This window comes from Spirosoma soli (genome assembly GCF_042684525.1).
Taxonomy (GTDB): domain Bacteria; phylum Bacteroidota; class Bacteroidia; order Cytophagales; family Spirosomataceae; genus Spirosoma; species Spirosoma soli.
In genome coordinates, this window is record NZ_JBHULN010000003.1 from 199,417 (window position 1) to 225,697 (window position 26,281).

Genomic DNA, 26,281 nt, shown 5'->3' on the forward strand with positions numbered 1-26,281 from the left:
TACGACGCATTCCAAGCATTCACAACCGTTGATTTCGTTTATGTCTAATTCCACTCCCCAACCAGGTCAACCTCAACCGATCTCTTCTATAAATAGTCGGCTACTGTTTTCTCTGGTCCTTGGGTTGTTTACCACACTGTCAGCTACGGCCCAGCGAACACACAGTTATGCTGAACCCGATTACCATTATCGGAATGGCCTCGAGTTATTTGAAAAGAACAATTACGCGGCTGCTCGTTACGAATTCCGGCAATATCTTGAGCCTCGCCGGGGTGACGGAGCTCATACGCTGCTCAACACAAATGATCAGAATGCGGTCGATGCTGAGTATTACATTGCCCTGACGAGTCTATACATCGACGAGCCAGGTGCCGAGCTACTGGTTGATCGCTTCGTTAAGGACCACAGTCAACACCCCAAAGCAGGGCAGTTGTACGGCGACCTAGGTACGTACTATTATACCCGCCAGGATTATCCCAAAGCCATTGACTTCTTAGAAAAAGCAGTAGCGCAGGGCGGCAGCAACGCCAGTCAGACAGCGTACAAATATCAACTGGCAATCGCTTATTTTAACACGCAGGATTTGCAGCGGGCCCTGCCTCTCCTAAACGAGGTTAAACAGAATCCAAACTCACCAGATGCCCCCGCAGCCTCTTATTACGCCGGGGTAATTAACTTCCGTAACCGCAATTTCAACGAAGCCGTTGCTGACTTCCGGCGCGTAGAAAACAATCCGACCTATCAGAACCAGGTGCCCAACTGGATCGCGCAGGCCCTCTACCGTCAACGTCGATTTGATGACCTGCTGACGTACACCGAGCCATTGTTACGCAGAAACAACGGGGCTGGCCTTAACGAGGTGGCTTTGTTTACAGCCGAAGTCTTTTATCAGCAAAACCAGTTTGCTAAGGCCATACCTTACTATAAGCAATACATAAATGCGGCCGGTGCCAAAGCGCCGGGTGCGGTGAAATTCCGCTATGGCCAGTCATTATTCCGCACGGGGGCTTATCCGGATGCTATTACGCAACTTAAACCATTGGCAGCTGGTAAAGACACAACGGCGCAATATGCAGCCTACACACTTGGCGTTAGCTACTTACAAACCCAAAACGCAGCCTATGCGCTGAACGCTTTCGATCAGGCCGGTCGACTGTCGTTCAACAAGGAGATTCAGGAGGAAGCTCGGTTTAATCACGCGAAGCTGCAATTGGATCAGAATAACGGGGCCGACGCCGTGAAAGAGTTAACGGCGTTTTTGAAGCAATACCCCGATAGCAAATTCGAGAATGAAGCCAACGAGTTGGTTGGGGAAGCGTATTTTGCCTCGAACAACTACCCGGCCGCTATTGCTTATATAGAAGGCTTGAAACGTCGAACACCGAAGATCAACGCAACGTATCAACGCCTGACCTACAACCAGGGCGTCAGCGACTTCAACGCTGAACGGTATCCGCAGGCAGTCGCGAATCTGGATAAATCCTTGCGCTACCCCGTCGACAATGACCTGCAACAGGCCGCTCAGTTCTGGAAAGCAGAGGCTTATTCGGCCGGTAAACAGTACGACACAGCGATTCCTCTTTACAGCAATATCGCGAAGAATAGTGGCGAGTATGGTACTAAGAGTCTCTATGCACTTGGCTACGCATACTACAATAAGAAAGATTACGCCCGCGCTTCAACGTATTTCCGCGATTTTGTCAATCGTGGAGCGAGTGCGGGTGACCAGGCTCAGGTACTAGACGCTACCATCCGCCTGGCCGATTCGTATTTCGCAACCAAGCAGTACGAAAATGCGATGCGCTACTACGACCAGGCCATTTCGCAGAATGCGCCGGACAAAGATTATGCGTCTTATCAAAAAGCAGTCATACTAAGTTACGTCGGTCGCGATGCTGAAGCCAAAGCGCAGTTTGATCAGGTGCAGCGGCAGTATCCTAACTCGCGTTTCGTAGACGAAGCTCTATTCCAGACGGCTAACGTAGACTTTGAGAAAGGTGCTTACCAAGTTGCCATTCGTGGGTTTTCTAAGTTGATCGAGAGCAAACCTAACAGCTCTCTGGTTCCGGCCGCTTTGTTGAAACGTGCCATCGCGTACGGCAACCTACAGCAGTATGACCCGGCCGTAGCCGATTATAAGCGCATTCTGGATGATTATGGTGATTCAGAGCAAGCCCAAAGCGCTCTGCTTGGTATTCAGAATACACTAAACGACGCGGGTCGGCCTGAGGAGTTTTCGCAGGTGCTTGGCCAATACAAAAAGTCGAATCCGGGTAGCACCGACGTTGAGCGAGTGCAATTTGACAATGCCAAAAATATCTACGCAAACGAGAAATACCAGCAGGCTATTCAATCATTACTGGCCTTCATGCAGGAATACCCAGCTAGCCCAAACCTGAATGAGGCCCGCTATTACCTGGCCGAATCGTACCGACAAACGAACGATCCGGCGAATGCGCTACGCTACTATGATTTGATTATTACTGATAATAAATCGGATTATCTGGTACGAGCGGCTACCCGAGCGGCTGAATTGGAGACTAAGCAAAAGAACTATCCCAGAGCTGTTCGCAACTATCAGTTGATTATTAACCGGGCGAATGGCAAAGCAGAACAGGTAGCCGCACAACTAGGGCTGATGGACGTTTACTTTGCCTACCCCAAGCCGGACTCGGCGGCTGCAATCGCTCGTGAGATAGTGGCGGGAGGCAGCGTTGTATCGGGCGCGCAGAATCGGGCTCAACTCATGCTGGGTAAAGTTGCATTCAGCAAAGGCGATTACAAAACAGCCCAGACTGAGTTTGAGAAAACCATTGCCCTGGCTAAAGATGTCAACGGAGCTGAAGCGCAGTATAATATCGGTGATATTCTGTACCGTCAGAAGAAATACAAAGAGTCAGTAGCTACGTTGCTGAAATTCAACGAACAGTTCAGCGAGTTTGAATACTGGAAAGGCAAAGCGTTTATTCTCGTTTCGGATAATAATGTCGCTTTAGATGAAATTGCCCAAGCAAAAGCCGTTCTGAACTCAATCATTGAGAACTCGGGAGACGAAACTATCATCGCCGAAGCTAAACAAAAGCTAGCGACACTAGAAAGTAAGAATTGATTTAAACCCTACAGCTTGTCGCAACAAGATGAACTCGTCGCGACAAGCTGTAAATCATACCTTGTAAATGTCCATCCGTTCCATATTCACCCTTAGTTTACTTTCATTGTCGGCAACGCTATTAGCGCAACAACAGCCACGGCCAACGCGCCCGGCTAAAGAAGGTGAAGTAGATAATCAGGAGATCACTGTCGAAAAGAGCCGGAAAATTGAGCTCCCTCCGGCCAATCGTCTCTTCAATAAAATACCTTCTCTTAAGCCTTCAGCGGAGCAACGTAAGCTGACATATGAGTTTGAAGACCGTAAGCTAACGGTCGGCGATCCTAGAATTACACCCGGCGTTCTGGCCCCGACGGCTACCCAGCCCGACGAAACCCCTTCGTACAATAACTACGTAAAAGTAGGTGCGGGTAACTACAGCTCATTTTTAGGCGAAGGGTTTGTGGGAATTACCAATCTATCTAACCTTGCTTTGGAAGGATCAGCTCGGCATCTTTCGTCAGGCATCGGCCCCGTCGATGGTAAAAACTCCGCCCAAAGCGACACGCGACTACGATTAACGGGCAAATACTTAACGGATGCTTTCAAGTTTCAGGCTGACTTGGGTTTCGACCGTAATGCTTATTACTTCTACGGGTACAGTCGTCAGTTTGCCGAGTCACCTGGGTTTGATCGCGAACAAATCAGACAGCGGCTTAATACAGTCAACTTCCGGGTCGGAATAGAAAATGCTAAATCGGAGAGCGCCATCGACTATTCGCTCCGTACAGGCATAACCTCCCTCCGCGACTTATATAATGCATCTGAAACTGATTGGGGAACCAACTTCAATGCCTCCTTAGGCATTTCGGATAACGTGTTTGCCCTTGTTGCCGCCGATGCCTACGTCACCCAACGGTCAGACGGGTCTATTGTCGATAATCGCAATCTGTTTCGAGTGAAACCAACTTTTAAGTACACCTCACCGCTTTTCACTATAACGGCGGGTATCAACGCGGTTAACCAAACTGATCAGCGGCAGGGTATTAATGACACACGGGCGTTCCCGGTTGTTGACGTTGACGTGGTTCCGGTAGGAAATATTCACTTTTTTGCGGGTGTCGACGGCGACATTAACCGAAACACCCTTCGTTCGCTACTATCAGAAAATAAATGGCTTGCGCCACAGGTATTACTAGCTAACACTGTTAAGTCGCTGGACATCTACGGAGGCTCGAAAGGAAATCTGGGCGGTGGCTTTTCGTATGAAGCCAAAGTCTCTTACGCGAGTTATCGTAATTTCTCGACGTTCAATAATTCGTTTCCTGACACGACGAAATTCTTTGTGCTATACGACGGTGGCGTATCAAAAGTGCTGACTATCTCAGGACAGCTGGGCTACAATCAGAAAGACAAATTTCGCTCAACACTCAAAGGCGATTTTTTTCGCTATGGTCTCGACCGATTAGAGGAAGCTTGGGGACGTCCGCGCTTTGCCGGTACTTGGACGAACTCGTACACGTTGAATAAAAAATTATTCATTACGGCCGACTTGTATTTTTACGAGGGGATGCAAAACAAAAATTTCGTCTCTAACGTAACGTATACCCTAAAACCCATCTATGACGCTAACATAAAAATTGACTATTTCTTAGGCAAGCAAGTGTCAGCGTTTGTTTCATTGAATAATATCTTTGGTCAGAACTATCAACGCTATTTGTATTATCAAGTTCAAGGCCTTAACTTTCTTGGAGGAATTAGTTATTCGTTCTAAACTCCACCAATTCTCGCTATGGCTTCTGTAAACGCCTATCTCAAGAAGTTGCTGTACCAGTATGACTGTGTAGTTGTTCCAGAGTTAGGGGCTTTCCTGACTCATTACCAGGCAGCAACCTTTACGGAAACCAGCGGTTTATACTTGCCTCCCCGCAAGCGGGTTGCGTTTAATGAAGCCTTACGCCTTGACGATGGCATTTTGGCTAATTACATTATGCTCCACGAGCCGGTCACTCGCGACGGTGCTCAGCGGTACATCAGCCAATTTGTTAGTGAATTACGTCAGCAGGTACAGGAAACCGGGCACTTTGAGATCGATGGCATTGGTACGTTCAGCCGTAATGATGAAGGGCGCTTGCAATTCGACCCTAGCTTACGTCATAACTTCTTTGGTGAGGCTTTCGGCTTGAATGCAATTCCTGCACAATCACTTACCCAACAATCACTGGAAGCTATTATTGTCGAACCGAGCACTACTGCATTAGGCCCAGTATTAGCTCAGGAAGACACAACAACGTTGATACCACTGCGACGGTCTCGTCCGTATTGGCGTGTAGCCGCTGCAGCCCTCTTAGTCGGTTCATTAGGCGTAGTAAGTTACTTCTCTGTTATCAAACCAGGCGAACCTTTTCAGAGTAGCTTAGCTCCCTCCAATTTACTTGATGTTCCGGCAGTCCTCAGACGTTCCACTACCGTAGATATAAAGGAGACGCCTAAGCCTGTAATTGTTCGCAAGGCTCTGCCCACTCCAGCGGCAACTCCTGAGGCTAAATTGGAAGCGGTTCCGACAGAACGGACAGTTGAGCCTAAACCTGTTTTATCAACGACAAGTAAGCCAGCAGCAGTCGCCAGTACGCCTGTTGTTAAGCCAATACGAACAAGCCCTTATTTCACAGTAATTGCGGGTAGCTTTACAAGCAAGCGTAACGCCATGCGGCTCAGACGCCAACTTCGCAAGGCAGGTTATAAAGATGCCTTTGTTATTATTCCCAGTCAGAAAGGTCAATTATATAAAGTAGCGGCAGCCGGATCGGCAGATCGCGTTGAAGCAGTCGCCAGCATGGGGGCAATCAGTGAATTAGCTGGTACATCAGCCTGGATATATAAAAACTAAACTTTAACAGAATTTTACGAAAGCCAGCTCTGACAGAGCTGGCTTTTTTGTCATTTAACACTCTACCGAAGGGCATAAAAAAGGTCCTACATCAAGATGTAGGACCTTAAAAACTATCTAATTATAATCGCAGCGCGATCAACCCAAGTAGGTCTTCAACGCTTTTGAGCGCGATGTATGACGTAAGCGACGAATAGCTTTTTCCTTAATCTGCCGAACGCGTTCACGAGTCAGATTAAACTTCTCCCCTATCTCTTCAAGTGTCATAGCGTGTTCGCCATTCAATCCAAAGTAAAGGGTGATCACATCAGCTTCCCGCTGGGTCAGCGTCGAAAGAGCTCGTTGTACTTCTTTCCGTAGTGAATCGTTAATCAATCCGGAATCTGGCTTGTCTTCACCATCATTTTCCAAAACGTCCAGCAGACTGTTTTCTTCACCCTGTACGAACGGTGCATCCATCGATACGTGGCGCCCCGAAATCTTAAGAGTGTCAACAACTTCCGCAGCCGAAATCTCTAACACGGCAGCTAACTCTTCTGGCGACGGCTCTCGCTCGAACTTTTGCTCAAGATCAGAAAACGTTTTCGATATTTTATTCAGCGAACCTACCCGGTTAAGCGGCAAACGTACAATCCGTGACTGCTCGGCCAAAGCTTGCAGGATAGATTGCCGAATCCACCATACGGCATAAGAAATGAATTTGAATCCACGGGTTTCGTCAAAACGCTGGGCAGCTTTGATAAGGCCCAAGTTTCCCTCATTGATCAAATCACCAAGCGAAAGGCCCTGATTCTGGTATTGTTTAGCTACCGATACAACGAAACGTAGGTTTGCTTTCGTTAATCGTTCCAGCGACAATTGGTCACCTTCGCGAATTTTTTGGGCCAGCGTTACTTCCTCATCGGGGGTAAGCAGATCCACTTTACCAATCTCCTGCAAGTACTTGTCTAACGACTGGCTCTCGCGGTTGGTTATCTGTTTTGATATTTTTAGCTGTCTCATGATACGTTGCCCCGGTCTGGGTGACTATATAACGCTAACTTTGGACGTTGCATTACACAAAAAAGTAACAATCACTTATGCATTTTTGTTCTCTGGCTTCGGCAGTAGAACTTTACGCGATAAACGATACTTTCCGGTCTTTTTATCCACGTCAATCAACTTTACCGTCACCTCTTCACCTACTTGTAGCACCCCTTCCATACTCTCTAAGCGCTCCCACTTGATCTCGGAAATGTGCAATAATCCATCTTTGCCTGGCATGAATTCGACGAAAGCGCCAAAAGGCTGAATGGTTTTAACCTTACCAACATATACTTCGCCCACTTCCGGAACGGCCACAATGCCTTTCACGCGTGAAACGGCTTTGTCCATGCTTTCTTTGTTGGTAGCGAAAATGCTTACCCAACCAGCGTTGTCATGTTCATCGATGTTCACAACAGCGCCCGAATCTTTCTGGATGTCCTGAACAACCTTACCACCGGGTCCGATAACGGCTCCAATCTGGTTCGTATCGATCTTAATGACAATGGCACGAGGTGCGTGTGGCTTTAGGTCAGACCGGACGTCAGCAATACCTTTCCGCATCTCGCCAAGTATGTGCAACCGACCAGCACGAGCTTGCTCCAAAGCTTGTGCAAGTACTTCGTACGATAGTCCATTGACTTTTAAATCCATCTGGCAAGCCACAATACCATTCTCAGTACCTGTTACTTTAAAGTCCATATCCCCCAGGTGATCTTCGTCACCAAGAATGTCGGATAATACTGCGTATTTATCAGACCCAGGTTCAGTATCTTGAATCAAGCCCATTGCAATACCCGCTACCGGCGCCTTGATTTTAATTCCTGCATCCATTAATGCCATTGTACCGGCACAAACTGTTGCCATGGACGATGAGCCGTTCGACTCCAGAATATCAGACACAACCCGGATTGTATATGGATTCTCGTTCTCCGGTGGCAAAACTTTTTTAAGCGACCGGTGAGCCAGGTTACCATGACCAATTTCCCGACGGCCAGCCCCCCGGTTCGGTTTTACTTCTCCCGTTGAAAAACCGGGAAAGTTATAATGTAATAGGAATTTGCTGTACCCCTGATACATGGCCTGATCGACAATTTGTTCGTCAATTTTAGTGCCAAGTGTCACAGTCGTCAGCGATTGCGTCTCGCCCCGTGTGAACAAAGCCGAACCGTGAGGACCGGGTAAATAGCCTGCTTCAGCCGAAATTGGGCGAATCTCATCCAATTTCCGCCCATCTAAACGGGCACGCTCATCTAGCACCAACCGACGCGATGCCTCCCACTCCAGATCGTGAAAGTAGGTCTTCACTAAGCTAACATTAACCTCTGAACCTTCGGGGAAGGTCGCTAAATATTCATCACGAATTTCGCGGAATCCCTGGGCACGCCCTTTCTTACTTGGGTTTTGCCGACGAGCTACTTCGTATATTTTATCGTAACAGTACGTCCGAACAGCCGCCCGAAGTTCCTCATCGTGCGTTTCGTGGTTGTATTCCCGTTTTTCGGTCTTTCCAACCTTAGCTTCCAGTTCTTTTTGGGCCTGGCATTGTACTTTGATGGCTTCGTGAGCAGCTTTCAAGGCTTCTACCACTTCGGCTTCTGAACATTCGTCCATTTCGCCTTCTACCATACAAATATCCTTTTCGGTAGCAGCAACAATCAGATCAATGGTTGCCCGCTCAAGATCAGCGGTTTTAGGGTTAATACGGTACTCTCCATCAATTTTGGCCACACGTACCTCCGAGATTGGCCCGTTAAATGGGATATCAGATACAGCTAAGGCTGATGAAGCAGCCAGTGCAGCTAATGCATCGGGCTGTACTTCGGGATCTGCCGAAATTAGCGTAATAATAACCTGAGTATCAGCGTGGTAATTGTCGGGGAAAATAGGTCGCAGAGCACGGTCTACTAACCGGCTGATCAGAATTTCGTGATCGCCCAGACGGCCCTCACGCCGTTGAAAACTACCAGGAATGCGCCCGGCAGATGCAAATTTTTCTTGATAATCAACCGATAGTGGCAAGAAATCGACGCCTTCTTTGGCCTCTTTACTGGATACGACAGTTGCTAATAGCATGGTGTCGCCCAGTCGTACGACCACCGCTCCGTCGGCCTGTCGGGCCAGTTTGCCGGTTTCGATGGTAATTTCCCGCCCGTCGGGCAGCGCAACGGATTGCGTGGTGATTTGAAACATACAACAGTTTTTGAATACGCCCTCTTACAGCTTTAAAACATCTTTTCTACCCTACCCTCAACCGCTTTCACCGCAGCAATCACCGCTTCAGTAAGGAAACTACAAAAATGAGGGAATCTACTGTTAGCAGATTCCCTTTTTTCTGTGGTGGCCCGACTATTTCCGGAGACCTAATGCCGCCAGAATAGCCCGATACCGGGTAATGTCTTTCTTTTGCAGATAGTTCAGCAAACGACGACGCTTACCTACCAATTTTAAAAGACCCAGTTGGGTGCCGTAGTCGTGCTTGTGAACTTTCAGGTGCTCGGTCAAATGACTGATCCGGTACGTAAACAGCGCGATCTGGGATTCGGCCGACCCGGTGTCCGTTGCACTCTTGGCATGACCCGAGGTGGAGAAAATCTCCTGTTTCTTTTCGGTCGTTAAATACATCTTCAGACAGCTAATAGAATGGAAAAAATGAATTTGGGTGCAAAGATAGTAAATTAATGGATAAAAAGTCAGGCAGTGCACTGAACAGCATCTATCGATCTACATCCTAGCTAACAGTAGTCGGTGCAACAGACGGGTTTGCCTGACGCTCTTTCCACTTTTTCTTCAGCCGCTCCCAAGCGATGATATACACATCTTTATCGAATAAACGTGAATCGTGACGAGCGCGTTGCATGAGAAACAAACCAATTGGGAATAACACCATGTTTGCCATCCAAGCTCCGAGTGGCACCCACAAAAGGCCTTCTTTAGCGTATTTATCCCCGGTCAGCGTTAAAATATAGAGGAAAATGAAGAACACGATCGAGACAAGCACTGGCAATCCAAAGCCGCCTTTTTTAATAATAGCCCCCATGGAGGCCCCAATCAGAAACATAACGAAGATGGAAATAGACTGCGTAAATTTATGATGGCTTTCCAGTTGGTATTTCCAGACGTTTTTTTCTTTCTCAGTCAGGTATGTTACGTTTGAGGTAGCATAAGACAAAATATTTTGTGCTTGACTGACTGCTGCCTGTGCAAGCTCCTGCGGAATAATATGCTGTTTACGTAATAAAGAATCTACCCACTTACCATCCGTAACCGTCTTTTGTTTGGCAGTTGCATCAGCTTTGAACTGGTAATTATAATACTGACGTGAGGTACTGGCTACGCTCAGACTTGTATTCTTATAATCTTTCCGGAGAGAATCAGTTAATGTAGATAGCTCATTAAGATTCTTCATGTATTCATGGTACTGAAACTGGTTCTCATCGGTCCGTTTAATACCAAATGACTCCAGGCTAACTGTTAACCGGTAATCCTTAAATCCATTACGAACAAACTGTGCCCCTTTGGCTGCCCCTCCGGTACTGGCATAGCTAACCGAAGAGTTGTCAGAATACTCCTGATAGTTATTACCATTGAAGAGTTGGAAAACCAGGTAAGAGCGGTCTTTGTCGGTATACATCCGCCCTGAATCGGCCAAGATAATCTCGCGATTACCATTTTCTAAGCCATTTGCAGAATGTTTGTAAATAACCAGCCCTTTGAGCAAATCGCCCGTAGTACTTCCTTTAGGTGCTTTGACTTTCTTGTCAACCTTAATACTATAACCTGGTAAATCGTTGTAAAATATGCCTTCTTTCAGGTTCAGACTCGCTTTAGCGGTTTTTATGTCGTAAAGCAAACTATAACCTTTCAGGTTGGCCCAGGGAGAAACTGAATTATTAAACCAGAACGAAAATATACTAATCCCAATAGCTACGATTAACAAAGGGCGCATGGCTCGGGTGAGCGAAATACCCGCACTTTTCATAGCCGTCAACTCAAAAAACTCACCTAGGTTACCAAAGGTCATCAACGACGATAACAAAACCGCCAAGGGTAACGCAGTAGGAATTGTAAGCAGGGCAAAGTAAAACAGTAAGCGACCGAACGTGGTCAGATCGAGATCTTTTGAAACAAAATCATCAATGTAGAACATGAGCAGCCGCATCAAAAAAATGAAGATGACGACGCCAAGGGTAAGAACAAACGGCCCCCAAAACGAGCCAAGCACTAATTTATCTATCTTTTTCATGCAGCCGTTACAATGGAATACGTTGAGCTCGAAGCAGACATATAGCCTTAATAGTGAACGTCAACGACCGTAGAAATATCGGCGCAGGGCGAAAAAATTAGCATTTTTTAACTACCGACTATTTCCTTCAGCTTATCCATTAAACCATCCCAAAGATCTTTGAGTTCGTCTTCGTCGGTAGTGGATGAGTAGTCGGTGATACGCAAAAAAGTGGATTGCGTCAGTTCACTTTGGTCTACCCGAAAATCAACGTAATTGTTGTCAGAACCGTTGTCATCTGTCCCTAAAAATTCGAAACGAACGCCTTTGTTTTGCCGCATTGACACTTGCCGGGCTACATGACTTTCGTTGTCCCATTGAAAATCGAATCGTTGTTCCGGCATCGTGTTTACCTTATTTGCAAACCACTGTGATAAACCCGACGCTGTACTGATGTACGGAAACAGCATTTTAGGGGACGCCCGGAGTTCGTACTCGGCAACAAATTTAAATTTCTCCATATCAGATACTGTAGAAAAGGGGGACCTTGGCAAAGGTAAACGAAAATTTTTGCGAAAGTCAACGCCCTTTTTTGCGTTGGGCCGTTTTTTGTTTACTTTTGTGGCATCAATTCGGCGGGGTAGCTCAGATGGTTAGAGCGTAGGATTCATAACCCTAAGGTCGGCAGTTCGATCCTGCTCCCCGCTACCAAAAGGCCCTTAGTTAATCAGCTAAGGGCCTTCTCTTTTTGGAGTCTCACCTGACAGTCTCTGAGTAGGCTTCTTTGCGGTAACTGGTTCTACATTGAATAGCCCTTTAGCTAAGGCCATTCAGTTCGCTCATACTGAGATGGACCTTACAAAACATAAAAGCAAACCTTTTACTGGTTTGCTTTTCACTAAGAACTCCTGGTCCTTGGTTCTATTTTCGGTTTAGCGTTTAATCAAAGATCACGATCTAAATACAGCTGCTGTAATTTGTCGCGTGTTCGTTTCAGCCGCATTTTAACTGCGCTTTCCGAGATGCAATACTTCTGACTAATTTCTTTAATTGATAAGCCCTGTTCGTGCTTAAGTCGCAACAACGCCACCTCTTCAGTGGGCAACTCATTCATAACCGTTTCCAGCGCTTGTAGTCTCGACTCAACTGACTCCTGAGGATCTACCAGTTCGCTACTAGCTTCGTTTACTACCTCATCTGACAGCGATTCAGTACCTAATCGTTTGCCTAGACGCAACTGATCTAGACAGTAATGATGAGATATTGAATACAACCAGGTGGAAAATGTGGACCGATTCTGGAACGTATCTAACTTGTTAAATACTTTGATAAAGATATCCTGAGTGTAGTCTTGAGCAGCCTCAGAATCTTTAGTTATCGACAGACATTTCTGGTAGACTTTACTGACGTAGCGATTATAAAGAGCTTCAAACGAATCGCTCGAGTTATCGGTCTGATAAAGGCTTACAAGTTGCTCGTCGGCCAGTCTAGCTTGTTTCATGGAGAAGTGGATAAATGTCTGGCGGTTAAGGTTAATAGTATTTATAACAACAAAGTTAAAACAGATTCTTCAAGTGAGCGAATGGTTACAAATCTTCAGTTGTTCATTTAAAATGTACTCTGCTTCTCACTTCGCTTAAACTTAATATTCATTTAGCTCGTATTTGCACTATATTGATATTTAAACAAGATAATTATTACGTTAAGCTAACATAGTACCAACTACCTACAACAGATTAAAATATTTTAAATTTATTATTCGGTATATAAATAGCCTGTTTTTTGCTTGTTTGTCTGTTTTTAAGATACAATTAATCTACCACCATACTTACCTGATGTGTTATGCTAGTAATTACAGCTAAAATCAGTACAGTATCTGTACATTATAACCAGACGCATTTCTTTATACCATGTAAACTACAACTTTGAGTAATGCTTACTAAAAGTATATGGTAATAAAGCTTATATTATTCTTTAAAATGGCGCTTTACAATTAGCATTAGTTAACCATCTGCAAATTCTTAACACTGCTAAACACCACTATATTTAGACGAATGCATCGTGTAACAAAACAGTAAGCGCAGCCCTAAGCTAAGCTACGCTTACTGTTTTGTTCGTTCTAGAGTAAAACCAGATGCTTAGTTAACCAGATTCTTTACTGGATTAAAACCTTAAAATCAGTATCCAGATCGCTTGATCCAGGCTGAGCAGTGCCATTTTTTACATCCGGTTGATGACGCAATACGACATTCAATTTACCCGATCCGACCGCTCCTGTTCGAATCTGAGTGGTCAGACCGATTGGGTAGGGCCCCGGTGCCGGATTCGTATCTTTATCGGTCGCCGTAATAGTCATGGATGCTGGCGAACCAGCAGCAGGGGTGAACGTATAGACAAACAAGTGCTCGTTACCTTCTTCTTTAACTTCAGCAGACACATTCAATGTAGGCGTCTTTGTTTTGTCAAGCAAAGTCACAGCACCCGAGTAGGTTGTATTTGCTCTCAGTCTTAATACGTATTTACTCGTATCGATCTGTGTCGTCAGGTTATCAATCGTAGCCGTAACGACTTCGGTAGGCGTTGCGGTGTTAGTTAAACTTAACGTTGCGGTTGTAATAGCTTCGTTTGAATCAGTTGGAGCTACATTTTCTTCGTCCGTATTACAAGCTCCAACCAGCAAGACAACAGGAACGAACAAAAGCAGCGTTTTTTTGAAAAGAGACATAGCGTTAAACGTTATAGTTGATTAAAAATGAAAAATGCAGTTAATGGTTTTTCGCAATCGTCAGTGGGACTTTAACTTTTAGCATGATGTTACGCCCTGGCTCATCGGCGAAGTACCGAAAACGATCTAAGTAATCGCGGTAAGCTCGGTTTAGAAGGTTTGTACCAGTTAGAATGACATCGAAAGGTCTCCCGATAAATTCCCAGACAAATCCAAATTCGGCGCCCAACAGAGTGTAAGCGGGCGGTGGAGGGGCAAAGTCACCAGTGAAAATGATACGGCCGTTTTCCTGCCGTTGGGTCACAGTGGGCACCCGATTTTGTTGAGCAACGTACATCCCATTTACGCTAACGTATAACCCAGATACCCGCTTACGGGGAGACGGAGCCGGGTCGTTGTTCAGCTCATAGCGTAAGCCGTTATCTGTCCGATTGGGGGGAATGTAAACCAGATAATCATGGTTCGTGTGGTCGTAAGCAAACAGAATGGAGGTCTTTGATAAAAGTGTGAGCCGGTCAGCGAGCTTATAGCGGAACGTAGCATCGATGCCCCGAAACGTGGCTCGCACCTGACTGTAGGAATACGCCGGAAACGCCCCACGCTGACGGACGATGGGGACCGAATCAGGCTTGAGATAGATGTAGTTATCTATCCAGTTGCTGTAGAAAGTAAGGTCGGCGTAAAACCGTTTACCAACGTATTCAACTGCTAGGTTTGTCGTGTATGCCTGCTCAGGTTTGAGGTTTGGATTACCACGCTCGTAGGCAACCGCGCTCTGGTGCAGCCCATCGGAATAAAGGTCACTGACGTTCGGTGCCCGCCAGGCAGTACTTAGGTTAGCCGACAGGGTCAGTTTGGGGCTGAATTGGTACGTAGCGCCAAGTGAACCCGTCACGTTGCTCCAATCACGAGTTTGATTAGTAGTAACGTTTGTCGATTCATCCAGGAAAAAGGCCCTCAGCCAACGATAGTCATACCGTAATCCTCCTTCCACCGTCCAGCGATCGTGCGCATACCGTTCGATGGCAAACAGCCCCGCGCCATAGTTTCGGTAGTTAGGAATAAGAAACAGAAATCGCCGAACGTTGCCCTGCGTTATCCCGTTAAACCCAACACTACCCGAGAACTCGCCACCGCTTGCGATCTTTATCGACGGGTGCTCCCAGATCAGATCAGCCGTTTGAGACACCAACTTCAGGTATAATTCCGGACTGGTTACACGGCTGAAAGATAAGAAGTCATATTCCTGTCGAACGTTTTGCTGACGGGCAATGGTAGCCGTTAGCGTACCCCATCGACTGGATCGAATAAAGCCACGGAATTTCAGCAAATCATGATCTACCTGCTGATAAGGTCGACCGAGGTCATACGAAAATCCAGGCTGGTTAAGTGGCTCGGGTCGGGCAATGGCTGCGTAAAAATCAGCAAGACTTCCTACCTGCGCTCCGGTGAATAAACCCACTTTGGTACCAAATCGGCTGTAAAAAATCTCGGCACCGGCAGTTCCTCCTGATGAAATCGGACGGGTATAGTTCAGGGTACCCGAAAAGTTGTTTTCGTGGTAACTACTGTTTTCTAGGTAGTAGTTAGGCGTTTTTGCGTAACCAACTCGCTTTATGGTCCCCTGCAGTCGCCAGCTTAAGCCCGACAGTTTTTTATCAAACGCTTGTTCAACCAGCCCCGAGACCGTCCCCTGGCCACCATTTGTACCACCTACGACATTTAACTCTCCTCCCAAACCAGGCTTTGTAGGCATCGCTCTGGGCTCGACCAGAATTACGCCACCGATGGCATCGGAGCCGTATCGAATGCTGGCAGCCCCCTTAATGACCGTCAACTGCGAGGCTAAAAACGGATCAATTTGTGGCGCATGTTCAGTTCCCCATTGCTGGTCTTCCTGACGCACACCATTGTTAAGTGTAATAATACGGTTACTGTAGAGACCATGAATAACGGGTTTTGATATGGATGGCCCAGTCTGAATAGAGTACAGGCCTGGCAGGGTTTTCAAGCTTTCACCCAACGACTGGCCACGAGTAGCGTCCAGTTCGTTACCAGTCAAAGCAGTCTGCACCTGGAGGAGTTGCTTTGCCTCTGAACGATGCTCAGTCACAACAACCTCCTGTAGAGTTTGATTATCAGGAATCAGTTGGACTGGAGCCAGCACTATTGACGAATCCACCCCGACCGTAACTGAAACTGTTGCTTCTCTATAACCAACAAACTGATAATCAAGTGTGTAATGGCCTGGACAAACGGAAGCGAGCCGGAAGTAACCCGTTGTATCGGCCACGGCTCCGGTTGCCAGTTCACGAACGTAAACAGTGGCTCCCGTGAGCGGCTCATGCGTATCCTGAGCTATAATCTGACCAGTCAGCCTGGCCACGCAAGGCGTTTGGGCATAGCTCTTAATTTGTCCGGTCAGGATACCTAACACCACGCCTACCAGACCTATTACCCTTTTCGCTTGGTTCATTCGCTATTTACAACGTATTGCTCAGTCGGAAACCCGAACTATTGCAACAAGGTTGCAAATATAACATATAAACCTAACGTTTGTTAGTGCAGTATGTCAAATACTAATTCGCGCAGAATGTCGGCCTCACTCATGGTAGGCGAATCGATACCTTTGCTGCGGGCGTCGGCCTGGCGAATGGCATGGATAATGTCTGCCACTTTAGCGAGCGGAAAGGTACGGGCAGCCGACAGGTAATCTTTGACAAAGAAGGGATTGATGCTTAATAAGGAGGCTAATCCTTTCTCGGATTGGTCTTTTGAGGCCTGTACTAAAAGTACTTTACTAAAATAGCCGAATAACTGTGCCAGAATAACAACGAGTGGGTTGTCTTTAGGGTTACGCCCGAAATAATCGACAATCCGATTCGCTTTCACGACGTCGCGTTGAACAAGCGCCTTTTGGAGCTCAAATACATTATACTCTTTGCTGATTCCTACTAATCGCTCAACCGTCGCAGCCGATATTTCTTCACCAACGTGTAGGTTGATTAGAATTTTATCAATCTCGCCCGCTAACCGTTTTAGGTCATTACCGATGTGATCGGCCAGTAATTGGCAGGCTTTAGGGCTGACTTTTGCCCCCTGTTCGCGGCAATACTCGCCTACCCAATCCGGAATTTTGGTATCGTACAGCTTTTTAACGCCCAGCAGTTTACCCTTCGACCCAAAGGCTTTAACCCATGCCTTGCGTTCGTCTAAGCCTGGTTTGCCCTCTTCTTTCACGTAACACAGCATCAGGATGGTGCTGGCTAATGGATTTAAGGCGTAGTCTTCCAGCAGAGTCTGGGCCGATTTATCGCCGATTCCGCTCATTTGCTGAGCCTCTTTAATGAGCACCAACTGCCGCTCGGCCATGAACGGATACCGGCGGGCATAGTTGAGCACGGCCCCGACATCGGTGTCTTTACCGAACAACACAAATTGATTAAACCCTCGTTCGGCGACGGGTACAGCCACTTTTTCGAGTTCATCAGCAATCCGATCCAAATAAAATGGCTCGTCACCGTGGATAAGATAAACAGGAGCGATCCGCTTATTACGGATGTCTTTCAGCAGGGCGTCAACGGCGGCAATCAACTGTACTTATGAGTTTCGACCGCACGAGCGGCCGGTTGTATAGGACAAAAATTAGGACTACAAAGTTAACGGGCATCGGGCAGGGTTTCCAACGTTTGGCGAATGTGGCTCACCAATTCTGGCCAGAAATGGCCGAAGCGTTCTCCGATTTGCTCGTAGTAACGTTCAAAATCTACAATTGCTGTATCTAGCCCGGATGGGTATACTGTACGGCGAGACACTCCTTTCAGCGATCGGTCTATGCCTTCGGCCGTTTGATATTGTATGAGCCAGTCGTAGCGCATCATCGCATCGAGCATCCGAATAGCCGGAACCGGGAAACGCGCCGAATTACGCTGTAAGGTCTGGTAGAAGTACTGTGTAAATTCATGCAATGGCTCACCCGTTAACTGCCTGAAATTGATCGCTAAGAAGTGGTCAAAAAACACATCTACCGCTACACCGGCATATTTATGACAACGCGGACGCAGTAGTTGCCGCACAGCCGCCACGTCGGGATGTTCATCGGTAAACGTATCAATTGCCCGATGTACCCGGATACCGGCAATTACGTCAGCACTTAACTTATGGCGCGGGTTGGCCGGATCGCCTTTGATAAAATCGCCGATAAAGTTACCGATAAGTAAGCCCTCGTTCCGGTTTGATAAATACGCGTGCGCCAGAATGTTCATGATAACGGGCTGGCCGTTTTTCGGGTAATTGGCGGTTCCGACATCAGTGTAACTCCTTCACCGGGCACGTAGCGGTCGACCGTGACACCAAACCGGCGCAGGAAATCGACGCCTTCGTCGGAAGTGATGCCTTTGTATTCAGCGTAAGAGTGCAGATAAATAACCCGCGCGATTTTCATACTGTAGATAATACGGGCACAGGCAATGCAGGGCGACAGCGTTACGTAGATCGTAGCGCCCTCTACCTCAGAACCGTTTTTGGCTGCGTACAAAATCGCATTTTCTTCGGCGTGAAGGGCCAGCGAGCACGACCCTTTTGAATCGCGGGGACAGCCAACGCCCGGATATTCTTCGTCGCAATTATGAGTTCCGGCCGGTGGACCGTTGTAGCCAATGGAGATGATGCGCGTGTCGCGGGTGAGTACCGCTCCTACCTGGGCCTTAATGCAGTGTGACCGTTTCGCCAGGTTTACGGCTAGCTCCATAAATATATCGTCGAAGCGGGGCCTGGTGTGCGTAACGGCAGTGTCAGTGGTGAGTAACATAAGGTAAAGATAAAACTATAAAACGGATTGCCTTCGGTCTGTTACCGCCTGGCAATCCGTTTTACGAACGAATTGTGCTTTACTAGTCTTAAGCAAGCGCCGTTTTCTTAGGCTTCAGCCACTCTGGCTTGGTCGTCCGAACCCGTGCTTTCAGTTCGTTTAGCATGGCGTAGAGACCATAATAGGTGCGGTTAACATACAGACCGTCCTGCGAACCACGTACTACTTTCGACGATCGTAGCTCTTCTAAACTCGACAGTTCTTCGGCGAAAGCATACACCTTGTTAAAGTATTCGTCATTGCCAAAATCAAACTCATCTACCGCAAACGGAGCGCCAAGCATCTCAATCATCTGCACAAACAGATCCGAGAAAAACTTGCGATCTTTTGCCGAATCCTGTGCTACTAAAAACTCAAGATTTGTGAAGATCTGCTGCGTCAGGGCCTCGTCCTGAATAGTATCGGGATTGATCAGGCGGAAATAATTGTCGTAATAGAAATCTGGGATGACCTTCACGCAACCAAAATCAATGACACCCATCGTGCCGTCGGCCCGCATCAGGAAATTGCCCGGATGAGGATCAGCATGAACCTGCCGAAGGTTATGAATCTGATGGTCGTAAAAGTCCCACAATAGCTGGCCGATGCGGTCACGAACCTCCTGCGATGGCTTCGTTGCTAAAAACTCTTTCAGGTGCAAGCCATCCAGCCAATCCATTGTGAGGATGCGCTTACTGGAATATTCGGGATAGTATTTCGGAAAAACTAACCCGTCAATATGGGCGCAAGCCTCTGAAATCTCAATGCTACGCCGGAGTTCAAGTTCGTAATCGGTTTCTTCGAGCAATTTGCTCTCAACTTCACCCATGTACCGGTCAATCTGCCGCTCGTCGAGGTTAAGCAGTCGAACAGCCAATGGCTTAGCAATTTTAAGATCAGAACTAACAGCATCGGCTACGCCCGGATACTGTACCTTAACGGCCAGTTTCTTACCGTTCTTCCAGGCCTGATGCACCTGCCCGATACTGGCGGCATTGACTGAATTGATGTCGAATTTGTCAAACAATTCATTGGGCGACTTGCCAAAATAGGTCCGAAAGGTTTTGACAACCAGTGGTCCTGACAAAGGCGGAGCAGAATACTGCGCCATAGTAAACTTATCAGAATAAGCCACGGGCAGCAGGCCACGGTCCATACTAAGCATCTGCGCCATTTTCAAGGCCGAGCCTTTCAATTCGCTCAGCGCGTCGTAAATGTCGGCTGCATTGTCTTTATGAAGCTCTTCTTTTGAAAGGCCCGGATCAATCAGCTTTTTGCTATAGTGCTTGATGTAGTTACCGCCAACCTTCACACCGGCCTTCACAAACTGACTGGCACGGGCAACTTTAGTCGTCGGAACGGAATTTTGTGTTTTCATGCGCTCAAAGAGTAAACGAGCGAAAGAGCGGTAACAATCATAAACGCTCTTTCATTATTTCGCTCATTCACTCATTTATTTTGGTAGATGAACTTGGCGAAGTCGAACAGCGTGTCCAACGGTGAACGGCCGATTAAGTCAAAAGCAGTATTCACAGCTTTCTCGATGGCAGTATCTGTTTTTTCGAAATTCTTACTGGCATCGCGTACCCAGAAATCGAGCAAAAAAAGCGTTTGTGACCAAAGTGCATTGGGATAACGATCCGTTACGAACGGGCGGGGTTCAACCTCCTTACTCTCCCGACCTTCGGCGAGCAAATCGCGGGCGTAATCAAAGAATGCTTCTTTAAATGGCTGCAACACACGGTTGTTGGCATTCTGCCGTCTGGCCCGTATACCTTCTGCCCTTTGCCCCATGCCCTCAGGCCGTAACCGGCCGTAGCTAAAAACAACAAAGCTTCGTTGGGCTTTCAGCAATTCAATCCAGGTATAGTAAAAGGCTAGCAGCTTTTCCCGAACTGAGTACCCCTGATAGGTTTCGTCCGCTTCGACGGTTGTCTTAGCCTCCTGAAAGAAGGCCAGCCAGATGTCAGCTTCAATGCCATCGAAGGATGCGTAATAATTATAAAACTCAGCTTCGGCAAGCTTCAGTTTTTTTGCAAACTGGAAGACGGAGGTGGGTTGCTTTCCGTTTTCTAAGACGTAATCAGTGTACGCCTTACGGATTTTTTCGAGCGTTTCCATACACTTGGAGAACGGCTGGTTCATGGAAAAAGTTTAGCTCTTTTTTCTCCTTATCAACGCCTTAACGTCCTTTTTTTACCGTACTTCGGTATTTAATTGACGTAGTTCTAACCGTAGTGAACGTAATTATTATGAGCAGTAAATCGGTTTGGTCGTGCATTCTCAGCTTGAGTGCATTCTTATGGCTAAGCAGTCAAACGTTCGGTCAATACCCAGGCGGGGGCATGAGTCCCGGCATGGGCGGAATGGGCCGTGGCATGGGTGGTCAGAATATGGGCGGTTCTCCGCGGGCTTCCATCCCTAATATTGCCGGTGACATCGCTAATCGGGAAACCAAATGGCTCAAGGAAAACCTGGCACTGGACAAAGAGCAGGCCAAAGCTGTGAAAAAGCTAAACAATGAGTATGCCGATCAGCAACAGGACGCTATTAAAGATATTGTAGGAAAAGATGGCAAACCCGGTCCAGAAACCCGTAAGCAGATTCAGGACATGATGATCATGCTGAACGAAGAAAAGGAAGACAAGCTCAAAACGATTCTGACGGCTGAGCAATGGACCCAATATCAGACTAAGAAACCTGAGATGCAGAAAGAAGTGGGTGGTTTCCGGCCTCCGGCGAAAGGAGTGCCGTCTGGGGCCCCTCCTTCCACAACAGCTCCCTCTACCACAGCGCCCTCGGCAACAACCTTGTAAAATAACTTTATCCTTACAAATGGCTCATCAGTTGGTGAGCCATTTTTGTTTCCTTGTATATTGCCAACGTATTCATATACTTTCAACCGAAACTATGAAGCTTAATTACTTACTGTTTTGTGCATTTATTGTATTCAGTTTTTCGACTCAGGCTCAAGAGGTTCCTAAGCGGGAAATCGGTCTGCGCACCAGCCCCGCTAATTTGACGAATGTCGGCTTTATCTACAAAAAACAACTTTCAGAAAACACGTACCGGCGGTATCGCCTGGCTGTTGGTACGCTTGGCGTTAACGTGATTAATGACAATACACAGGTAAGTTTTAACGTCAACGGTGCTATTGGTAAGGAGAAACGGAAACCAATGGACGAAAAGCTAAGCTTTATCTACGGCACCGAACTTATTGCGGGTATCGGCCTGACATCCATATCTGGGGGCACAACCACTATCGATATTGGTAATGGATCAACAACGACCATCAATGGCTCTTCTGTAACGTTGTTCACTCCTTCTGTTGGTATCGGCTTTGTGCTGGGCGTCATGTATGACATTAAGCCCAAATGGTACCTTAGTGCCGAGATTATACCCAGCGTTACGGCTAACGGTACGTTTGGTTCGGGCGTTTCAATCTATGGTTTACAGGCCAACTTTAATTCGTCGAGTGTTGGCATCACAGGCGCTTATCGGTTTTGATCAATTCAACTCGGTCACGTAAGCGCCCATCTGCCGGACCGAATAACAGGTAATTCTGCGCTGTTTTGCCTCAGCCAATAGCTTATCAGTCAGTGGTGTCTTGTTCGAATCATCGAATATGATGTGCCGGGCGACGACGCGTCCGCTGAGTTGGTCCCACTCTCGCAGCGCATTCCGTCGGATGATGAGAAAATCAACGACGGCTGGCAATCGCCAAGGTGACTTATTACCGAGTTTATTAACCACCAGCAACGTTTGCCCCTGCCATACCCACAACGCATAATCCGAAGTTTTGTGGTAGTTCCGGATGTGAGCAGGAGCTGTGGACCTTGCGTCGGCAACTGTCAACTTAGTTACGCCCCACTGCCCAAAAGTATTTTTGAGATAAAAGTCGAACGAGCGACTATCCGTAGTATCGAGATCCGTTAACAACGTACTGCTCTGGCCATCAGTTACGCTGATTGCCGTGCGATGCGGCAGAAAATGTACGGCCAACCGCCGTTGGTTTTGCTGACTAAAGTTGTCCCAGCTAATGACACTCGCCAGTAACAAAGCAACCAGACATGTTGCCCACAAGTAGCTTCGATCACGAGTTAACAGCAAGGCGACCACACCCAGAATGACAGCGTACGTTAGACACATTGCCATTGGAGAAAGCCAAAGCCCATCCCAGGCGGCTCCGGGCAGTTGCCCAACCCACATGACGGCCTGATTGAGTAACCACGCGGTTTTTGCCAGAACCCATCCCAATACCTCATTAACGTAGGGCACCCAACTAAAGGCGAGTGTGGCCATGGCTACTGGCAATAACAGAAACGATAGAATCATTACGACCGGGTTGGCGAGCAGAAAGTACGTCGGAAACTGGTGAAAATAGAAGACACCTAACGGAAACGTGATAAGTTGAGCCACCAGGGCAACAGCTGTTGCTTCCCACAGCTTATTTACCCATCGGTTGCGAAGGTTAATTGTCTGATACAATGGGGACTGCCACGCACCAATACCCGCTACGGCTAAGTTCGACAACTGAAATCCGGCAGAGAACAAGGCATACGGATCGAAGCAGAGAATGAAGAATGCCGATGCTCCAAGGGTATTGGCAAGCTGCTGCTGACGACCCAGCGCCTTAGCTAGTATCAGAATCGAAAACATGCCAGCCGACCGTAGCACCGGTGGCGACATGCCCGTTACAAGCGCGTAGAACCACAGAATAGCCAGCTTCACAACCGCCACCCAAACCTTGTTCTCCTGATTAGGAGCCAATATGTGCAGTATCCAGGTTAATACAAGAAAGAGAATACCTACGTGCAGACCTGATACAGATAGAATGTGTACCGCTCCTGCCGTTGAATAGGAACGATATAGTTCGGTGTCGAGATCATCACGAACACCTAAAATCATAGCATTCACGATTCCATATTCAGCCCGCGTACCAACTTGGTGGGTAAAAACACTATCGGCCCATCGATTTACAACCGTTGCTAATCGGGTTAACTGATTGGGCGGTTCATACCCCATGACCTTCCGCTGAAATGGCCTTAGATACTGCTGATGATAAATGTTGCGGTAGCTGAGGTATCGCTTGTAATTGAACTCGCCCGGATTCAAGGGCGGATCAATCGGACGAGGAGAGCCTGACACAAGCCAAACTTCACCATAGCGAGGCTGGGCCACGCTTGGCATTGTCTGCGGGGAGGTCTGGCTAGCTTTGTCGAGATACACAATTACCCGCCCGCTCAAAGGCTGCCATGATTTAGACACAGAAGAAAGCCCCCATTTCCCCCTGCGTAATTCAAGTTCTACCCGGTAAGTTTTAGCTCGTTCTTCGGGCTGCGTGGCAACGACGCCCTCGTAAGCCTGTAGCGTATCAGCAAGAGTAAGAATGTTGTCAGGACGATTGCTTGCCGTACGCTGATAGGTTATGGCCCACCCTAAACCCAGCAAGATAAGAAGAGCGCCCATGCCCTGCCCAATGCGAATCGGTTTTATAGAATTACCAGCATCCTGCGCAAACCCCCAAACGAATAAACAAACGCCTACAGCGAACGCCAGTAAGGGTACAGCATATCCATTAGGTAAGAGGGTATATAGGATAATGCCCGCACCTAGTCCAGCTACATACCGAACGAAAGGGTAGCCTTTCATTGCTTTGAATAGGCAGATCCTGGCAACACCATCTTATAATGCTGGATGCCAGCCTCTTCAAACATCGGCCCAACGGCAACAAAGCCAAAGCTGGTGTATAGGGGCATAGCTGTTACCTGAGCATGCAGGTAAATACTTTCGATAGGCTCGGGCTGTTGACTAAAAATGCTGTCGAGTACGGCTTGAACCAGGGCCTTTCCAACACCTCTGCCTCGATATGCATGCAAAACGGCAAACCGCTCCATCTTGATACCATTAGACGTACGTCGCCAGCGCGCAGTGCCACAGGGAGTACCATCAAGACGAGCCAGGAAATGAGTACTACCACTTTCATACTCATCATACTCTTCTTCAGCGGCCACCTTTTGCTCTTCGACAAACACTTCTCTACGTATGGCAAAGGCAATATCGAGCTCTTCAGGCGAAGAAATGGGTAAAACGTTAATCATGTTATGTTACGGCAATACGGATGGGGTTACTGAGTTCATACCCAGCACTATTTACTCATTGGATCAACAAACGCTTACTTGCCGTTTCACCACTGGTTTTAACCCGAACGATGTATATTCCGGTTGGTAATCCGTTGGTTGAAAAAGATACCAGGGTACTGGGTTGATCTGCATAACTCATGGTTCGTACCTGACGGCCCGTGGCGTCAAATACATCAACCGTGAACGACTGAAATCCTTTCAATCGTACTTCTACAGTTGGCTCTGCCCCGGCCGGGTTCGGATACACATTGATCGCCAGCGTTTCTGATTCAGCTAAAGGTTCGGAGGACGACTTGATGAGCCGCACGCGTCGGGGGCTAAGGGCCAGCACGGTCCGCATCCGATTCACTTGCCCCTGCGTAAACAAGTTCATGCACTCGTCCGGCGAATAATCCATGTAATTTTCGATCAGGTCGCGGGTTTGTGGGCCGTTGTTACATGTTGAATACGTTTGGCGGCATTGGCGGGTATTGTTCGGCGCTTTTGTTGGGGGCGTATCCGCTACGTAATCTTCGGCGCAGCCGTCGCCATCACCCCAGGTATGAATAAGGCCAAGCCAATGGCCGATTTCATGCGTAGCCGTCCGCCCAAACGAATAAGTTGGGTCACGCACGGCACCGGTCTGCCGGCCGAAATAGCGATAATCAATGATCGAGCCGTCAATGAACTCGTTTGCGTCAGTTGGTAAACCTCGTAACGTATCGGCCATCGTGGGGAACTGAGTGAACCCTAAATACTCGTCAACTTTTGTTACCCAAATATTCAGATACCGGTCGCTGGGCCAGTACGCAATCTGCGACAGTAGTTCCGCATCGTTGAAAACGTTAAACGACGATTTCTGCGCGTAATAGTGCCGGGTTATTCCATTCGTCGGCTGCCCGTTCGGGTCTTTAGTCGCCAGGTAAAACTGGATACCCGCATCGGCACCAATGGGACTTGTATTGAAGCCTCTGGTACCCGCCTGGCGTCGGTAATCTTCATTTAAAACCTGAATTTGGGAAGCGATCTGCTCATCGGATATATTACCGTTGGTTGATCCACCAATCTCCCCCGAAGCCGTGTTATGCACAACATGAACAACAATTGGTATTCGATAGATCACATTATCGGCCTGCTGACGTAACAACTTTCCGTTAGACTCGGCCTGTTCAACCAAACGATTTAATTCGCGAAGTTGCCCAAGCCGATTTGGGTTTCGTTGCTGTAGGTATTTCTCAAATTCGACGGTACCACACCGGTTAAGAGCGGGCGCTTCGGGCGATTGTGCCCATGCACCCGACACAAGTAAACACATAAAAGAACCGGCTAGCCAATGCCACCCGGTTCTTTTACTACGTA

The 26,281-nt window shown here is 47.5% G+C and carries 21 protein-coding genes and 1 tRNA gene; 6 read left to right on the forward strand and 16 right to left on the reverse strand.

Features of this window, described 5'->3' with window-relative positions:
• Positions 1-40: 40 nt before the first annotated feature.
• The 3 genes from ACFSUS_RS06965 (at position 41) to ACFSUS_RS06975 (ending at position 5,978) form a co-directional block, all read left to right on the forward strand.
• Positions 41-3,109, forward strand: coding sequence for a tetratricopeptide repeat protein (locus ACFSUS_RS06965; protein ID WP_381520977.1), 3,069 nt, complete (start codon positions 41-43; stop codon positions 3,107-3,109).
• A gap of 67 nt (positions 3,110-3,176) precedes the next feature.
• Positions 3,177-4,862: a TonB-dependent receptor gene (locus tag ACFSUS_RS06970; RefSeq protein ID WP_381520979.1), complete on the forward strand. Its 1,686-nt coding sequence runs from the start codon at positions 3,177-3,179 to the stop codon at positions 4,860-4,862.
• Positions 4,863-4,880: 18 nt separating this feature from the next.
• Positions 4,881-5,978, forward strand: coding sequence for an HU domain-containing protein (locus ACFSUS_RS06975; protein ID WP_381520981.1), 1,098 nt, complete (start codon positions 4,881-4,883; stop codon positions 5,976-5,978).
• 138 nt (positions 5,979-6,116) lie between these two features.
• Here the strand turns inward: ACFSUS_RS06975 and ACFSUS_RS06980 are convergent, their stop codons facing one another.
• From ACFSUS_RS06980 to ACFSUS_RS07000, 5 genes are all read right to left on the reverse strand, one after another.
• Complete coding sequence (locus tag ACFSUS_RS06980) at positions 6,117-6,980, reverse strand: sigma-70 family RNA polymerase sigma factor (RefSeq protein ID WP_009282104.1); 864 nt, start codon at positions 6,978-6,980, stop codon at positions 6,117-6,119.
• A 75-nt stretch (positions 6,981-7,055) separates the two neighbouring features.
• The gene (gene pnp / locus ACFSUS_RS06985) at positions 7,056-9,194 is read right to left on the reverse strand and encodes a polyribonucleotide nucleotidyltransferase (RefSeq protein WP_381520984.1); all 2,139 of its coding nucleotides are present in this window, start codon (positions 9,192-9,194) and stop codon (positions 7,056-7,058) included.
• Positions 9,195-9,350: 156 nt separating this feature from the next.
• The gene (gene rpsO, locus ACFSUS_RS06990) at positions 9,351-9,626 is read right to left on the reverse strand and encodes a 30S ribosomal protein S15 (protein WP_381520986.1); all 276 of its coding nucleotides are present in this window, start codon (positions 9,624-9,626) and stop codon (positions 9,351-9,353) included.
• Positions 9,627-9,732: 106 nt separating this feature from the next.
• Positions 9,733-11,247 carry an LptF/LptG family permease gene (locus tag ACFSUS_RS06995; protein WP_381520987.1) on the reverse strand — a complete coding sequence of 505 codons (1,515 nt, stop codon included), beginning with the start codon at positions 11,245-11,247 and terminating at the stop codon, positions 9,733-9,735.
• 107 nt (positions 11,248-11,354) lie between these two features.
• Positions 11,355-11,747 (reverse strand): START-like domain-containing protein, encoded by a 393-nt coding sequence (locus ACFSUS_RS07000; RefSeq protein WP_381520988.1) that lies wholly within the window; start codon positions 11,745-11,747, stop codon positions 11,355-11,357.
• Between the two features lie 113 nt (positions 11,748-11,860).
• Here ACFSUS_RS07000 and ACFSUS_RS07005 point away from each other — a divergent pair.
• Positions 11,861-11,937 (forward strand) — tRNA-Met (locus ACFSUS_RS07005).
• Between the two features lie 232 nt (positions 11,938-12,169).
• Here the strand turns inward: ACFSUS_RS07005 and ACFSUS_RS07010 are convergent.
• The 8 genes from ACFSUS_RS07010 to ACFSUS_RS07045 all read right to left on the reverse strand — a co-directional run bounded on the left by ACFSUS_RS07010 (position 12,170) and on the right by ACFSUS_RS07045 (position 20,921).
• Positions 12,170-12,727 (reverse strand): RNA polymerase sigma factor, encoded by a 558-nt coding sequence (locus ACFSUS_RS07010; RefSeq protein ID WP_381520990.1) that lies wholly within the window; start codon positions 12,725-12,727, stop codon positions 12,170-12,172.
• Positions 12,728-13,381: 654 nt separating this feature from the next.
• Entirely contained in the window at positions 13,382-13,951 is a 570-nt protein-coding gene (locus ACFSUS_RS07015; protein WP_381520992.1) for a hypothetical protein, read from the reverse strand.
• A 40-nt stretch (positions 13,952-13,991) separates the two neighbouring features.
• Positions 13,992-16,427, reverse strand: a complete 2,436-nt coding sequence (locus ACFSUS_RS07020; RefSeq protein WP_381520994.1) for a TonB-dependent receptor — start codon at positions 16,425-16,427, stop codon at positions 13,992-13,994.
• 83 nt (positions 16,428-16,510) lie between these two features.
• Complete coding sequence (holA, locus tag ACFSUS_RS07025) at positions 16,511-17,545, reverse strand: DNA polymerase III subunit delta (protein ID WP_381520995.1); 1,035 nt, start codon at positions 17,543-17,545, stop codon at positions 16,511-16,513.
• Positions 17,546-17,610: 65 nt separating this feature from the next.
• Positions 17,611-18,216 carry an acyl carrier protein phosphodiesterase gene (locus tag ACFSUS_RS07030; RefSeq protein WP_381520997.1) on the reverse strand — a complete coding sequence of 202 codons (606 nt, stop codon included), beginning with the start codon at positions 18,214-18,216 and terminating at the stop codon, positions 17,611-17,613.
• Positions 18,213-18,761 (reverse strand): deoxycytidylate deaminase, encoded by a 549-nt coding sequence (locus ACFSUS_RS07035; RefSeq protein ID WP_381520999.1) that lies wholly within the window; start codon positions 18,759-18,761, stop codon positions 18,213-18,215. Before ACFSUS_RS07035 ends, ACFSUS_RS07030 begins: the two co-directional genes overlap by 4 nt.
• Before the next feature lie 88 nt (positions 18,762-18,849).
• Positions 18,850-20,178: an ABC1 kinase family protein gene (locus ACFSUS_RS07040; protein WP_381521001.1), complete on the reverse strand. Its 1,329-nt coding sequence runs from the start codon at positions 20,176-20,178 to the stop codon at positions 18,850-18,852.
• A gap of 71 nt (positions 20,179-20,249) precedes the next feature.
• On the reverse strand, positions 20,250-20,921 hold the full coding sequence (locus ACFSUS_RS07045) for a TetR/AcrR family transcriptional regulator (protein WP_381521003.1): 672 nt from the start codon (positions 20,919-20,921) through the stop codon (positions 20,250-20,252).
• Between the two features lie 131 nt (positions 20,922-21,052).
• Here ACFSUS_RS07045 and ACFSUS_RS07050 point away from each other — a divergent pair, with 131 nt between their 5' ends.
• A complete protein-coding gene (locus ACFSUS_RS07050) occupies positions 21,053-21,616 on the forward strand; it encodes a hypothetical protein (protein ID WP_381521005.1) in 564 nt (187 codons plus the stop codon).
• A 94-nt stretch (positions 21,617-21,710) separates the two neighbouring features.
• On the forward strand, positions 21,711-22,307 hold the full coding sequence (locus ACFSUS_RS07055) for a hypothetical protein (RefSeq protein WP_381521007.1): 597 nt from the start codon (positions 21,711-21,713) through the stop codon (positions 22,305-22,307).
• On the opposite strand, the gene ACFSUS_RS07060 is transcribed toward ACFSUS_RS07055, so the two are convergent.
• The 3 genes from ACFSUS_RS07060 to ACFSUS_RS07070 are packed head-to-tail and all read right to left on the reverse strand — an operon-like array spanning position 22,308 to position 26,237.
• Positions 22,308-24,452: a ComEC/Rec2 family competence protein gene (locus ACFSUS_RS07060; protein WP_381521008.1), complete on the reverse strand. Its 2,145-nt coding sequence runs from the start codon at positions 24,450-24,452 to the stop codon at positions 22,308-22,310. It abuts the gene before it with no gap.
• Positions 24,449-24,901 carry a GNAT family N-acetyltransferase gene (locus ACFSUS_RS07065; RefSeq protein ID WP_381521010.1) on the reverse strand — a complete coding sequence of 151 codons (453 nt, stop codon included), beginning with the start codon at positions 24,899-24,901 and terminating at the stop codon, positions 24,449-24,451. Before ACFSUS_RS07065 ends, ACFSUS_RS07060 begins: the two co-directional genes overlap by 4 nt.
• A gap of 55 nt (positions 24,902-24,956) precedes the next feature.
• On the reverse strand, positions 24,957-26,237 hold the full coding sequence (locus tag ACFSUS_RS07070) for a M43 family zinc metalloprotease (protein WP_381521011.1): 1,281 nt from the start codon (positions 26,235-26,237) through the stop codon (positions 24,957-24,959).
• Between the last annotated feature and the right edge of the window lie 44 nt (positions 26,238-26,281).